The 13895-nt window shown below is 66.2% G+C and carries 13 protein-coding genes; 4 read left to right on the plus strand and 9 right to left on the minus strand.

Going from position 1 to position 13895, the window contains the following annotated elements:
• Positions 1-67: 67 nt before the first annotated feature.
• From pufA to CKO40_RS04445, 8 genes are all read right to left on the minus strand, one after another.
• On the minus strand, positions 68-265 hold the full coding sequence (gene pufA, locus CKO40_RS04410) for a light-harvesting antenna LH1, alpha subunit (RefSeq protein ID WP_200344983.1): 198 nt from the start codon (positions 263-265) through the stop codon (positions 68-70).
• A 57-nt stretch (positions 266-322) separates the two neighbouring features.
• Positions 323-466, minus strand: a complete 144-nt coding sequence (gene pufB, locus CKO40_RS04415; RefSeq protein ID WP_200344979.1) for a light-harvesting antenna LH1, beta subunit — start codon at positions 464-466, stop codon at positions 323-325.
• A 1100-nt stretch (positions 467-1566) separates the two neighbouring features.
• On the minus strand, positions 1567-3045 hold the full coding sequence (bchZ, locus tag CKO40_RS04420) for a chlorophyllide a reductase subunit Z (protein WP_200344984.1): 1479 nt from the start codon (positions 3043-3045) through the stop codon (positions 1567-1569).
• Positions 3045-4520, minus strand: a complete 1476-nt coding sequence (gene bchY / locus CKO40_RS04425) for a chlorophyllide a reductase subunit Y (RefSeq protein WP_200344985.1) — start codon at positions 4518-4520, stop codon at positions 3045-3047. Before bchY ends, bchZ begins: the two co-directional genes overlap by 1 nt.
• A 186-nt stretch (positions 4521-4706) precedes the next feature.
• On the minus strand, positions 4707-5684 hold the full coding sequence (locus tag CKO40_RS04430; protein ID WP_200344986.1) for a chlorophyllide a reductase iron protein subunit X: 978 nt from the start codon (positions 5682-5684) through the stop codon (positions 4707-4709).
• Positions 5677-6621, minus strand: coding sequence for a chlorophyll synthesis pathway protein BchC (bchC, locus tag CKO40_RS04435; protein ID WP_200345090.1), 945 nt, complete (start codon positions 6619-6621; stop codon positions 5677-5679). The genes CKO40_RS04430 and bchC overlap by 8 nt, the downstream gene beginning before the upstream one ends.
• A 453-nt stretch (positions 6622-7074) precedes the next feature.
• Entirely contained in the window at positions 7075-8202 is a 1128-nt protein-coding gene (locus CKO40_RS04440) for a methyltransferase (protein ID WP_200344987.1), read from the minus strand.
• A 9-nt stretch (positions 8203-8211) separates the two neighbouring features.
• Positions 8212-9108: a polyprenyl synthetase family protein gene (locus CKO40_RS04445; RefSeq protein ID WP_200344988.1), complete on the minus strand. Its 897-nt coding sequence runs from the start codon at positions 9106-9108 to the stop codon at positions 8212-8214.
• Positions 9109-9207: 99 nt separating this feature from the next.
• Here CKO40_RS04445 and CKO40_RS23925 point away from each other — a divergent pair, with 99 nt between their 5' ends.
• The 3 genes from CKO40_RS23925 (at position 9208) to CKO40_RS04455 (ending at position 11791) form a co-directional block, all read left to right on the plus strand.
• Positions 9208-9351, plus strand: coding sequence for a hypothetical protein (locus tag CKO40_RS23925; RefSeq protein ID WP_207173398.1), 144 nt, complete (start codon positions 9208-9210; stop codon positions 9349-9351).
• A 14-nt stretch (positions 9352-9365) separates the two neighbouring features.
• Positions 9366-10868 (plus strand): 1-hydroxycarotenoid 3,4-desaturase CrtD, encoded by a 1503-nt coding sequence (gene crtD / locus CKO40_RS04450; protein WP_200344989.1) that lies wholly within the window; start codon positions 9366-9368, stop codon positions 10866-10868.
• Positions 10869-11062: 194 nt separating this feature from the next.
• Positions 11063-11791, plus strand: a complete 729-nt coding sequence (locus CKO40_RS04455; protein ID WP_242476821.1) for a carotenoid 1,2-hydratase — start codon at positions 11063-11065, stop codon at positions 11789-11791.
• A gap of 50 nt (positions 11792-11841) precedes the next feature.
• Here CKO40_RS04455 and CKO40_RS04460 read toward each other — a convergent pair whose 3' ends face one another.
• On the minus strand, positions 11842-12177 hold the full coding sequence (locus CKO40_RS04460; RefSeq protein ID WP_200344990.1) for a hypothetical protein: 336 nt from the start codon (positions 12175-12177) through the stop codon (positions 11842-11844).
• Between the two features lie 320 nt (positions 12178-12497).
• On the opposite strand from CKO40_RS04460, the gene CKO40_RS04465 reads away from it, so the two are divergent.
• A complete protein-coding gene (locus tag CKO40_RS04465; RefSeq protein ID WP_200344991.1) occupies positions 12498-13808 on the plus strand; it encodes a dicarboxylate/amino acid:cation symporter in 1311 nt (436 codons plus the stop codon).
• Positions 13809-13895: the final 87 nt, after the last annotated feature.

Raw genomic sequence — 13895 nt, forward strand, 5'->3', positions numbered from 1 at the left:
TCGTAGCAAGATCGGCGGCAGGCGGTGCCATGCGGGCATCCGCACTGCCGTCATCCGATAGGCCCTGTTACATCTGCTGTGGGGCGACCTGAGCAGTCTGCACACCTTCAACGGCCGGGAGGCCGTCTTCGAGCCAATTAAAATCATCGGTGCTGAGCAGGATCATGTGGATCGCCAGACCCAGGATGATCAGAAAGACGCCCAGGGCGGTCAGCGCGGTCGTGGGCTGGATCAGCAACCAGATCTTGTAGAGCTTTTCGTTCATGATTCATTTCTCCAGTATTCGATCAAAAGGCAGGGATCAGTGCGTGGTCAGGCTGGATTACAGCCAAGGACGCCACAACCAGGCCAACACGTGCGCGAAAATGACAACGCCAAAGAACGCGGTCATGCTGGAAGTAAAGATGCCGTGAAACTCTTGGGCCTCTTCTTCCGTCAATCCGGTCAAGCTCTTATTGTCTGCCATGGGGTTACCCTCCGGTTCAGCTAACTAGGCCGTTCGGCCATTGGCGCATGACGTATGCGTCACCAGGAAACGCCGGGCCTTATTCGCCTCAGCGCTTACAGGCATCCGCAGGTCGCAGATACCTGATCGGCAAACACAGCCCGGGCGGCACCCAAGCGCGTGTAAGCCAAAATCAAAGGAGCGCAAGGGGCGCATCAAGGCACCCCCTACGCAAAAACCAGCATGCTGATCTCTCTCAGCACCATCCCAGCGAATCGCGGCTCGCCGGTGCTGAGCAGACCCTTCTCGCCCGCTTTGCCCTCGCATCGGTCCCCACTGCTGAGGCCCGCCGTGCGCGCCCAGGCCACCAACGCCGCGATTCCCGCGACCGCCAGTTGCAGCGCCGCCCGTCAGCGGCGGCAGCGGATCGCAGGCAGCGGCACAGGTGGATATCTCGGGAGCGGTTTGCACGGCTTTGGATGCGCTAGTACGGGCTCATCGGCTTACGGGGACGGCTTCGACGCGGTTGCGGAAGACGTCTGTGAAGTAAGTGTCAGTCTAGCCTGACCAAGCCATATGTCAAGGCTAATTTACACCCGAACTGTCAACACAGGTTGGCAGTCGACGGTCGGATTGACGCACCGCAGACAGGAGAGACGGCACGGACGGCATGCGGAACCGCAAACACCGTCACCGAGTCGCGCCAGGCGGGCAGAACGGAACCTAGAGCGGTCAGGATCGGGCTGGCCCCTTGGCCCACACCGATTGCCTTGAGCCCAAGGGGTCGGCCTCCAGAGCGCGGCTGAGGGCGCCGCACGGCGGGTGATCAGCGCAGGGGTGCGCCAAGCTGATCAGTGCTGCGCCATCGGCCCGCGGCGGGTCAGCTCAGCAGTGATCCACGACCGGCCGTGATGCGACCAGCGCCGGCCGCGGCCGATTCGGGCCGTTTGGAGAGGTTCCAGCAGTAGCGCATCGGACCGCGCGGCCGGCGAGACGCCGAGGCGGTTACCCTGAATCACGCCGAATTCATCGTCCGGGTGGCGCCGTGCGATGAACGTTAGGCAGGGAGCAGTGAGTAGGGAGCAGTGAGCAGGGAGCAGTGAAAGGCCTGAACGCGCGAATCAGGCCCCGGCACGCGCCAGCCGCTCCTTGGTGTCGCGCAGGGTCGCGACGGTGACCCGTTCCTCGCCAGCGATCCGAGCAGCGCGCTCGGCTGCATCGCGTAGCCGCTTGGCCGCCGAGATCCTGGTCAGCACCGGTGTCGCATCCAGGATCTCATCGAGCAGCCGCTGCGCATCATGATCCCAGGGCAGCTCTTGGTGCTGACGCGCCGGAGTCGCCTCGACCTGATCGAGGTCGGTGCCCAGCGGCAGGATATTGAACAACGCATCGAACAGTGCGTTGCAGACCTCCTGGATCAGATAGGTCGCGCCGGAGTAGCCCATGAATGGCGTACCGGTGTGGCGCCGGATGATCGTGCCTGGCAGCGACGCCGGGATGAAACCGGCGCGGCCACCGATCTCGGCTAGATACATGCGCTCGTTGTAACCGCCGAACAGGATCAGCGGTGTATGCCCATGCACCGCCTCCCGAACCGCGTCATTGTCGGGCTTGGCGCCCGGACGGCGCGGGAACGCAAAGTTGCACGGCAAGCCCATCTCGTCCTCGAGGAAATGGCGCACGCCGCGCGTATAGGTCTCGGTCGCGACGATGCCGAAGCTCGCGGTGCCGAAGAAGTCCTGTGTGACCGAGCGCCAGAGGTCCCAGATCGGCTTGATCGTCGTATGCTTCTCGCGCTCGATGAAGGGCTCCGGATCGAGCCCCAGCAATTCGCCGAGCGCACGCAGGAAATTGGTGGTGCTATGCAGGCCGATCGGCGCCTGCAGATACGGCTTCTCGAGCGCTTCACAGAGCTTGCGCCCGAACTCGCGATAGAGGCAAACGTTGACCTCGGCCTCGGCCAAGCGGAGCACATCGTCGAGGTGGGTTCCAAGCGGGAAGGTCAGATTGACCTCGGCCCCGATCCCCTCGATCAACCGACGCACCTCGGCCAGGTCCGACCAGGTGTTGAACATCCCGTAGATCGGGCCGATGAGGTTGACGCGCGGTCTGCCACCGCCCGCCTCCGGCTTGTCCTTGTCCTTGCCCTGGGCCTGCTTGGCGCGCTTCTTCGCCGCTGCGGCACCGTAGCGCTCCCAGAGCCAGACCATCGCCCGGTCCGCGCTCTGCCACTGATCCTCATCAATGGTGCGCGGCAGGAAGCGCTGGATCGGCGTGCCCGACGGGGTCACACCGCCACCGATCATCTCGGCGATGCTGCCGGTCACGACCACCGCTGGCTGCTCCGGATCAAGGGTCGAGAAGGCCCGGCGCATCGCGTGCTCGGTGCCCTCTTGGCCGAGCTCCTTCTCGCTGAGTCCGGTGACCACCACCGGCAGCTCGTGCGGCGGCAGCGCATCGGTATAGTGCAGTACCGCGGTGACTGGAAGGTTCTCGCAGCCGACCGGACCGTCGATGATCACCGACAGCCCTTTGACCGCCGTGAACACATAGACCGAGCCCCAGTAGCCGCCGGCGCGATCCAGGTCCTGCACCAGCATCAGCGCTTCCCCCCAGCACCGCCGGCCTTGCGCGCGGGCTTCGCCGGCCGCGGCGTCGGCTGTCGATCCCAAACCCCGGCGGTCTCGCCCTCGCCAACACCGGCGAAGAACGCCGTCATCTTGTCGAAACGGGCCTGACCCGCCATCGCTGCATTGACCACCTGCGCCAATGAGCCAGCGCCGGCCGGCCCCATCAGCGGCCGCGCCGAGATCAGATTGGTGAAGTACAGTGCCGGAATCGACTGCTCCTTCGCATGCTGGACGACCGGCGTGGTGCCGATCGCAAGATCAGGCTTGACCGCATCGACCGCGGCCTTGTCCTGCTCGAGCGCGGCGCGGAACTGGACCATGACACCTTTTGCCTCGAGCCATTCGCGGTCGGCATCGGACCAGCGCGTGCGCGGCGCGGCGGTGCCGACATAAGGCACCTCGGCGCCGCTCTCGATCAGCAGCCGCGCGACGAGCAGCTCCGAGCCCTCATAACCGGAGACGGTAATCGTGCCCTTGATCGGCGATTGGGCCAGCGCACCACTGATGGCCGGAAGGAAGGCATTCTTGGCCTCAGCAATCTTCTCTGGCGCAACGTTGCAAGCGTTACCGATCGCCTCAAGCCAGGCCGCGGTACCGTCATGTCCGACCGGCGCCGAGCCGACCACCGCCCGTCCTGCCTGCTCGAACTCGCGGATGGAGGCGGTGTAATAGGGATGGATCGCCGCCACGGCCGCGCAGTCGAGTGCGGCATAGAGCTCGCGCCATTCGCGCGTCGGCACCACCGGGCCAGTCGTTAAGCCAAGCGGCTCGAGCATCGCGCCGATACCGACAGGGTCGGCCGGGAACATCTCACCAAGCAGCGTCACGGTCGGTTTCGCGCTCCGTCCACCGCGTGGCGCTTGCACCGGACCCTGCTCGGCCTCGCCCCGCGCATAACGGAGCATCGCACTCGCGAGCACATCCTTGGCCTCGGCATGGGTCGGCACGCCGAAACCGGGCACATCGATCCCGATGACGCGCACGCCGTTCTGCGTCTTCGGCAGCAGCCGCAACGGCACACCGGACGCGGTCGGCACGCAGAGGTTCATCACGACGATGGCGTCGTACTGATCCGGGACCGCCAGTTGCGAGACGGCCTCGCGGACGTCTTCGAACAGCTTTCCGGTGACCAAGGTCTCCGAATCGAACGGGACATAGCCGACGCTACGCCGCGCCCCGTAGAAATGCGAGGTGAAGCTCAGCCCATAGACACAGCAGGCCGAGCCGCAGAGGACGGAGGCGGTGCGGCGCATGCGCAAACCGACACGCAGCGACCCAAAAGCCGGACACATCGTTTGGGGCTGATCATGGGGTCCGGTAGGATAGTCGGTTGCCAAGCGCTGCAGGACATCGCTCTTACCCGCAGCCTCTGCGGCTCGACGCAGTTCATCGCCACCTGCATGGCAGCCATGCCCCTCGTTGTTGAGCGCTGCGTCATCGCTCATCGGGGCCGAAGAAGAATCTGTTTGCACGCTAGTCTCTCGAGATCGGATGCGGGCCAATTCTGATAGGGGTCCGCATCATGACTCGGGCCGCAATCTCGTACAGTCGCGATGAGCTCGTCCTGACCGACCCGATCAGCCGGCTTGCAAGCAACGCGCACGGACCCTGCGCCTCGCGGGACCGATGGCTCAGGCATCGTCGTAGACGACTTCAAGCGACGGCTTGTCGAGGGCCGCTGCGCTGCACATATCCTCGATCGTCGCCGGTTCGAGCACGACATTGCGCCCGACCTCGTCGCTCGCGAACAGCCCTAGCAGCTCGTCCTGAGTGAGCGGATTCGAGCGCAACGGAGGTGCCTCCGCCGCATTCACGCCAAGCTCCTCGAACAACGGCGCCCAGGTCCCGCCGGGCTTGCCGACGATCTGGTAAGCCGCGCTCTTACGCCGGATGTCCTCGTCGGCCGGGATCGAGGCGAGCACCGGGATGCCCACCTTCTTGGCCCAGGCCTGCGCCTCCCCGGTCCCGTCATCCTTGTTGATGACGATGCCGGCGACACCGACATTCCCGCCTAGGCCGCGGAAGTACTCGACCGCCGAGCAGACGTTATTCGCGACATAGAGCGACTGCAGATCGTTGGAGCCGACGACGATGACCTTCTGGCACATGTCGCGCGCGATCGGCAGCCCGAAGCCACCGCAGACGACGTCACCGAGGAAATCCAGCAGCACGTAGTCGAAGTCCCACTCGTGGAAGCCGAGTCCCTCGAGGATCTCGAATCCGTGGATGATGCCGCGGCCGCCGCAGCCCCGCCCGACCTCGGGACCGCCGAGCTCCATCGCGAAGACGCCATCGCGCTTGAAGCAGACGTCGCCGATCGCGACCTGGTCGCCGGCCGCCTTCTTCTTAGACGAGGTATCGATGATGGTCGGGCAGGCCTTGCCGCCGAACAGCAGCGTCGTCGTATCGCTCTTCGGATCGCAGCCGATCAGCAGAACCTTCTTGCCCTGCTGGGCCAGCATATAGGAGAGATTGGCGAGGGTGAAGCTCTTACCGATGCCGCCCTTGCCATAGATCGCGATGACCTGGGTCTGCTTGATCGCCGGCGCCGTCGCCTGCTCGGGCAAACCGACACGCACGGCTGCGGACGTGGCTGAAGCGTTACCCATGCATTCCTCTCCAGTCGAGAACCATCTTGAGGCAGGCCGGGTCGTCAAAGGCCGTCTCGTAGGCGGACGCGGCCTCGGCGGCATCATAACGATGCGTGATCAGGCCATCCAACGACAAACGCCCGGACCCGATCAGCTCGCGCACCGCGGTCAGATCGGCCTCCTGAAACTCGGCAGCGACACGCAGGCGCAGCTCACGCATGAACGCCGGCGGAAACTCGAACGATAACGGTGCTTCGTAGAAACCTGCAAGCACGATCTCACCGCCGCGCGCCAGCCGTGCAATCAGCCGATCGAGTAACAGGTTATCGCCGCTGACATCACAGATCACCCGGTAGTCTGCGCGGTCATCGCTCTGCGGGTCGGCGACGTGATAGCCTGCCGCGCCGCTGGCACGCTGCGGATTGGTCTCCCATACCACCGGCGGCGGCGAACCCAGCGCCAGCGTCACCCGCGCCAGCAAACGCCCGAGCACGCCGTGACCGACAATCAGATCGGGACAGGTCTTGCCCTCGCCGGCAATCGCATGATGCGCCGTCGCGGCCAACGCCATCAGCACGCCCTGCTCGCCGAGGGTATCGGGGATCGACAGCAGCCGCGCACCGGGCACAACAACCCGGGACGCGGCGCCGCCGAAGAGGCCGTTTACGTCGCCATAGCAGCGCGCGCCGGGCACGAATACGAATTCGCCCTCGCTGCGTCCGCTGTCGACGCCGGCCTCGATAACACGCCCCACCGACTCATAACCCGGCACCAGTGGATAGCCCATCCCCGGAAACGGCGGCATCCGCCCCGTCCAGAGCAGACGCTCGGTGCCCGTACTGATGCCACTGTACTGGATCTCGACGACACAGTCGGCCGCGGTTGCAGCGTCCAGCGTCAGACGTTTAACCGCGAGCTGCTGCGGTTGGTCGAGAACGACCGCAAAGGTGGACATGTCGGAGACGGTATTCACGAGACGCTCTGTGGACGGATCAGCTTGCTCCAAGGGGTCGGAGAGAGGTGTCGGCCTGAGTCGCCAACGGCTCAAAGAACAGTGAGTGTCAGTCTAGCCTGACGCAAAATGATGTCAAGCCAAATTTACACATCAGGTGTCAACACAGGTTGGCAGCATCCAGAATCCTTGATGTATCGCAATCAAACAGAGCCCACTCGCCATCGCCACCCGCGCGGGGCACCTCAAGCTCAGCGTCCACGGCGGGTACAGAGCAGCCGCGACATCTCCAGGAGCAACCGCGCCATCTAACGCGCAAGGGCGGCATCGCAGCAGAACGGCCGAGCGCTGAGGCATTCGCCCAACCGGTTCATCCCCGGAGGCGCCTCATCGTGAAGGTCAACCTCGTTCTCCCAGCAAGCCCCAGGAGCGGCCGATCGGGTGGTCAGCCCATGATCAGGCCGCGGTCGCAACCAGCAGCCGCGCCTGCATCGGCCGCCGGGTCCGGATCAGCCGAATGCGGCCGAACCCCGCTTCTCGAAGCATCGCCTTCAGTTCGCGCGGCGGCCGCGGCCGGCCGCTGCCCATCGCCCAGAGGTAGAGGCCGAAGTAGGCGTCGCCGATCGGCTCGGCACCGGGCGTCTCGGCCATCGGCTCGGCGAGCAGCAGGGTCCCGCCCGGCTGCAGCGCCGCGCGCACAGCACGCAGGATCTGAAGGGCCGGCTCATCGTCGTGATCGTGCACCACTCGCACGAGCGAGCAGACATCGGCGCCCTGCGGCAGCGGGGTCGTCATCAGATCGCCCCCCACCGCCTCCGCCCTGTCCGCGAGGCCAAGCGCCTCGAAGCGGCGTTGCGCGCGCGCCGCCACCGCCGGCAAGTCGAATAAACGGATGCGCAGATGCGGCCAACGCTCGGCGGCCGCGAGCAGAAAGGTGCCCTGCCCGCCGCCGACGTCCATCAGCAGCCGGTGCTGCTTCAGCGAGTAGGCATCGAGCAGATCGTCGGCGACGAACGCGTTGGAGGCGCTCATCAGCTCGCTGTACTCGGACACCGACTCATCAGCCGCTTTGGCTGGGTCTTGCGAGCCGGCATAGGCCCAGTATCGGCCAAGCTCGGTCTCGGCCAGCTCCCCGCGCAGCAACGCGAGCGGGTCTTCGAGATCACGATAGAGCATTCGATGGTGCCTGACCATCGCCGCGATCCCTGGATTGCCCAGCATCGCCGCACCGTGATTGCCGAGCCCGAAGCGTGAACGGCCGGCCGCATCCTGACCGCGCCGTTCCAACAGATCCAAGGCGACCGCGGCCCGCAGCAGCCGGTCCGCCTGCGACTCGGTCATCCGCATCATCGGCGCCAGCTCAGTCAACGAAAGCGGTCCATCCGCCAGACGCGCGAACAGGTCGAGCTCGACACACGCGTAGAGGATCTGCGAATAGACGAAGCCGGCCGTGATATCGAACAGCGACTGGGCGCGCCGTCGCGCGACCGGGCGGGTCAGTGGGAAATCGGCCGCCCAGCGCTGAAAGCCGGGGCGCGCAATCAGGCGATTGCGCCATTCACGCCAATCGAGAGCCAACGCCATTCCCAGGTCTCAGCTGTCGCCGGCCGCAGACAATCGGCGCCTGAACTCATCGGCGAGTGTCGGCGGCAGCAGCCGCTGCATCTCTCCGAGCACCAGCGCTTGCAGTTTCTCCGCACCGGGGCAGGTCGGAATCGAGCCCACCGCCTCACGTGTCAGCTCAGCCAACCGCGCCACGGCGCCGTCGACGCCGAGTGCAGCAACCGCGCTTGGCCGCTCGTGCGCGGCGTCCTGGCCGACCGGCTTGCCGAGCTCGCCCGCATCACCGGCGACATCGCGCAGATCATCGGCGACCTGATAGGCCTCACCCAGGTTCGCGCCCAGGGTGCGCCACTCGGCCGGGTTGCGGCCCGCCGCCGCTGCGCCGGCCTCGGTCGCCGCCGCGAACAGTGCTGCCGTCTTCTGGCGGTGGTACTCGCTCAGATCCACCTCGCTCTCGCACTCCCAGGCCTGGCCGGCGACGATGCCGTCCTTGAGACCGACGGCCCGACCCACAATCATGAGCAGCGGAGCCAGGCGCTCGGGGTGGCGCAGGGTATGCCAGGCGAGATTCTCGAACGCCAGCACGATCAGCCCATCGCCGGCGAGCACCGCGAGCCGCTCGCCGTAGGCGCGATGCACCGACGGCTGGCCGCGGCGCATCGCGGCGTCATCGAAGCAGGGCAGATCGTCGTGGACCAGCGAGGCACAGTGCAACAGCTCCAGCGACGCGGCCGCCGCGTCGCTGACTGCCGGCACATCATCGCCGCACGCCAGCGCAACCGCGAGGCAGAGGCGGGGGCGCACGCGCGAGGCGGGCGTCAAAACCGCATGGCGCACGGCCTGACGCAGCAGTGGGGGCGAGTCATCGCCCATGCCCTTCTCGATGGCGGCCTCGAGGGCCTGCTCGATCCGCTGTAAGGGATCCATCGTTGATTCGCCCCTATTGTTCTATCGGTTCGATGATCGGCCCAGGGGCCAGCACAGCCCGGCTGTCACGGCAGACACTGCCCGTCGCCAAGGCGGGACATGTACGATAGACAGCCGTCGCTGGAGCGTCAAACGACGGAGATCAACTTGAACCGCGTTGGCAACCGCGTTGGCGAGCGCGCCGGCGAGCGCGCCGGCGACGACAGTGGCGGCGACGTTGGCATCGGGCACACAGTCGATTGACTCTGAGGTAAAGCGTGGGAACGGATCGTATCGTTATCGTAGGGGCCGGGATCGGCGGTTTGGCGGCGGCGGTCGAGCTCGCCGCAAAGGGTATGGATGTCACGGTGCTCGAACGCGCCGGCAGCCCGGGCGGCAAGATGCGCGAGGTCGCCCTTGGCGATGCCCGGATCGATGCCGGCCCCACGGTCTTCACGATGCGCTGGGTGTTCGAGGCGATCTGCGCCGCTGCCGGCTCGTCGCTGGAGAACGAGGTCGGGCTCGAGCAGGCCGAGGTCTTGGCCCGTCACGCCTGGAGCCCGACCGAGCGCTTCGATCTCTACGCCGACCTCGAGCGCTCGGCCGACGCCGTCGCCGCCTTCGCCGGGCCGGCCGAGCGCAAGCGCTTCCTGGCCTTCAGCGAGGACGCCAAGGCGATCTACGAGACGCTCAAGGGGCCCTTCATCAGCGCCGCCCGACCCAGCCCAGTCGGGCTGGTGCGGCGCGTCGGCCCAGGCGGGCTCGGCGGGCTGATCAACATCAAGCCGTTCGCGACCATGTGGTCGGCACTCGGCCAGCATTTCCGCGACCCGCGCCTGCAGCAGCTCTTTGGTCGTTATGCCACCTATTGCGGCTCGTCGCCGTTCGCTGCGCCGGCGACGCTGATGCTGGTCGCCCATGTCGAGCAAGACGGGGTTTGGCTGGTCAACGGCGGCATGCATCAGCTCGCACAGGCCTTCGCCAGGCTGGCCGAACGGCTCGGCGCGCGCGTTCGTTATCATGCCGAGGTCAGCGAGATCACGCTCGCGCGCGAGCGCGTCAGCGGCGTCAGGCTGGCCAATGGCGAGCAGCTTCCGGCGGATGCGGTGATCACCAACAGCGACACCAACGCCGTCGCCGCCGGCCTGTTCGGCACGCCGCTCAGCCGAGCGGTGCCACCGACGCCGGCGGCCGAGCGCTCGCTCTCGGCCATCACCTGGAATCTCGTCGCCCAGGCCGGCGGCTTCCCGCTAAGTCGGCATTCGGTCTTCTTCTCGAACGACTACCCGGCCGAGTTCGACGACATCTTCATCCAGAAACGCCTGCCCCGCGCCCCGACCGTCTATGTCTGCGCGCAGGACCGCGACGCCCAAGAGAGCCCATCGCCTGAGGCCGCTGAGCGCCTCCTGCTCCTGGTCAACGCCCCGGCGATCGGCGACACCCATTCCTTTACCGAAGCAGAGATCGAGCAATGCGCGCAGAGCACATTCGGCCTGATGGAACACTGCGGCCTGAGCATCCAGGCCACGGCCGAGCACACCCGGGTGACGACCCCAAACCAGTTCGAGCAGCTGTTTCCGGCGACCGGCGGGGCGCTGTACGGCCGGGCCTCGCACGGCTGGATGGCCTCGTTCTCGCGACCGGGGGCGCGGACCAAGGTGCCGGGGCTCTATCTGGCGGGGGGCAGTACGCATCCGGGCCCGGGCGTGCCGATGGCGGCCCTCTCGGGCCGGCAGGCGGCCGCCTCGCTGCTCGAGGACCGCGCTTCGACCAAGCGCTGAGCGGCCATGGTTACGAATGGTGGTACATCGACGCGCTGAGCGATGACGGACAGCGCGGTCTGACGATCATCGCGCTGCTCGGCAGCGTCTTCTCGCCCTACTACGCCCGGGCGCGGCGCCGCGGCGACTGCAACGCGGAGAACTTCTGCGCGCTCAATGTCGCGCTCTACGGCCAGGACCGCACCGCCTGGGCCATGACCGAGCGCGGCTGCGGGCAGCTGCAGCGCAGCGCCGATACCCTGGTGATCGGACCCAGCCGGGTCGAATGGGACGGGGCCACCTTGACCGTGCACATCGACGAGCGCGGCGCGCCCTTACCGAAACGCCTGCGCGGCATCGTGCGCGTCCACCCGCGCGCACTGACCAGCCAGCAGACCGCACTCGATCCGGCCGGCCGCCACCGCTGGTGGCCGATCGCACCCGAGGCACGGGTCGAGGTCGAGATGGAGTCGCCAGGTCTACGCTGGTCCGGAGACGGTTACCTGGATAGCAACAGCGGCGATGAGCCGCTCGAGCACGGCTTCCGCAAATGGGACTGGTCGCGCGCCAAGCTGCGCGCCAGCTCAGCGGTGCTCTACGACATGACCTTCCTGAACGGCGAACGCCGCTCACTGGCCCTGCACTTCGACGGCCAAGGCGCCGCCGAGCCGTTCCCGCCACCGCCGCGGGTGCCGCTGAAGACCAGCTTCTGGTGGCGCATCCCGCGCGCAACCCAGGCCGACCCGGGGCACGGCGCCGAGGTCCTGGAGACGCTCGAGGACACGCCCTTCTATGCGCGCTCGAAGGTCCGCACCACCCTGCTCGGCGAGCCGGTCACCGCGGTCCACGAGAGTCTGTCGCTCACCCGTTTCGATACGCGCTGGGTGCAGATGCTGCTGCCGTTCCGGATGCCGCGAATCCCGCTCGGACGACCACGGTATTAGTACGGGCCATGAACGTTGGGCCGCCGTCTCACTCGGGGCTCGCCTGGAAGCTACCAGGGCCGATAGGTCAGCCCCGGGATGCTGCGCTCGTTGATCTGGGCCGGGAGATCGTGGATCAGGGCCTCAAGCTCGGCACGATCGACATAACGGCCAAAAGAAGCCTTGGCCGCATCGAGCGGCACCTCGACGTAATAGCGCTGCTTGTCCGGTTCCGGCAAGACCTGCAGCGCGTTGTCCTCGGCATCCAGGATGCCGAGGTAATCGTCCTCAGATTGCAGCCGATCGAGCATCTGCTCGCAGATGGCCTTGGTGGTCATCTCCACCGCGCTCGTCGACGAGACGCGCTCGCCGGAACGATTGATCAGATAGAAGACACGAAATCGCATTGTAGTGTTATCTCTCGACGCCGCTGGCTTTGCCGCGTTCAGGGGCGAGCTCACCTCGCTACCCGGTGCGCATCGCAAGACCTGCAGCTGCCTATCTCGACCAGGGAATTCGGTGCAGTCCAGCATCGGCTTCCCCTTAGGTAAGCCCGACTCGGATGGCAAGCCCGACTTGGACCGGTCTTGAGATGAATCAATACTCAAGCCGATCATAGTATCATCAGCGTAAACCCGCTGAATATCGAGCGTGCCCGCAGAGTCAGCCGCCGTGTTGATCTGGCGATGCTTCCGAGCCTCCACCCAAGCGTTTCGTAATCTGCACCATGGCCCTTCTCAAGCTCAAGCTGCACTGGCAGATCCTGATCGCCCTCGCCCTCGCCGTCGTCGTCGGCCTGCTCGTCGGCGAGGACGGCAATCTGTTCGGGGTGAGCTTCCATGCCATCTTCGACTTCATCGGCCAGCTCTTCCTGAATGCCCTGAAGATGCTGATCGTGCCGCTGATCGTCTCGTCGATCATCGTCGGCGTCGCCAGCATCGGCGATTCCGACAACCTTGGGCGGCTCGGCGGCAAGACGATCGGCTATTACGCCCTGACCAGCCTGCTCGCGATCATCGTCGGGCTCATGGTGGTCAACCTGATCCAGCCCGGCGTCGTCGACGGCAGCCCTGAGGAGGTCTTCGGTCTCAGCGCCGACGCCGGCGAGCTGGAGACGCAATTCGCGGACAAGGGCGCCGACGATATCGTCGCGATCTTCCTGCGCATGGTGCCGACCAATATCGTCGCCGCCGCCAGCGCGACCCAGATGCTGGGGCTGATCTTCTTCAGCATCTTGTACGGGTTCTTCATGACCCAGATCGCCAACCAGTACGCCGAGGTCCAATACAACTTCTTCCAGGGCATGTTCCAGATCATGATGAAGATCACCGATCTGGTCATGCGCTTCGCGCCGATTGGTGTCTTCGCACTGGTCGCGAAGACGGTCGCCAGCACCGGCCTCGAGGCCTTCGTGCCGCTGCTGCAGTTCTTCTTCACCGTGGTGCTCGCGCTCGGCCTCCATTTCGCCGTGACCATCCCGCTCCTGCTGCGCGTCCTCGGCGGGGTCAGTCCGCTGCGGCACTATCGCGCCGTCAGCCCGGCCTTGCTGACCGCGTTCTCGACCGCCTCGTCGTCGGCCACCCTGCCGCTGACGATGGAGTGCGTCGAGAAGAACGCCGGCGTCTCGAACAAGACCACCAGCTTCGTGCTGCCGCTCGGGGCCACCATCAACATGGACGGCACCGCGCTCTACGAGTGCGTCGCGGTGATGTTCATCGCCCAGGCCTACGGCATCGAACTCGGCCTAGCGACCCAGTTCACCGTCGTGCTGCTGGCATTGATGACCTCGATCGGCGTCGCTGGCATCCCGGCCGCGAGCCTGGTCGCGATCGCGATCATCCTCTCCGCCGTCGGCCTGCCGCTCGAGGGCCTCGGGCTGCTGCTGGCGGTCGACCGCATCCTGGACATGCTGCGCACCGCCGTGAACGTCACCGGCGACTCGGCCGGCGCGGTGATCATCGCCAAATCCGAGGGCGAGACCGGCATCCTCGAGGATGGCGGATTCGAGAACGCCGATCCTGAACGGGCCGGCCCCTGAGAGCGCAACAGCCGCGGCGGCCGCGGCTAGACCCTGCATCCAACCACGGTCATCAAGCAGGGGGCGCGGATCACGCCCGCGGAGCTA

This window comes from Halochromatium glycolicum, from assembly GCF_016584085.1.
GTDB lineage: Bacteria > Pseudomonadota > Gammaproteobacteria > Chromatiales > Chromatiaceae > Lamprobacter > Lamprobacter glycolicus.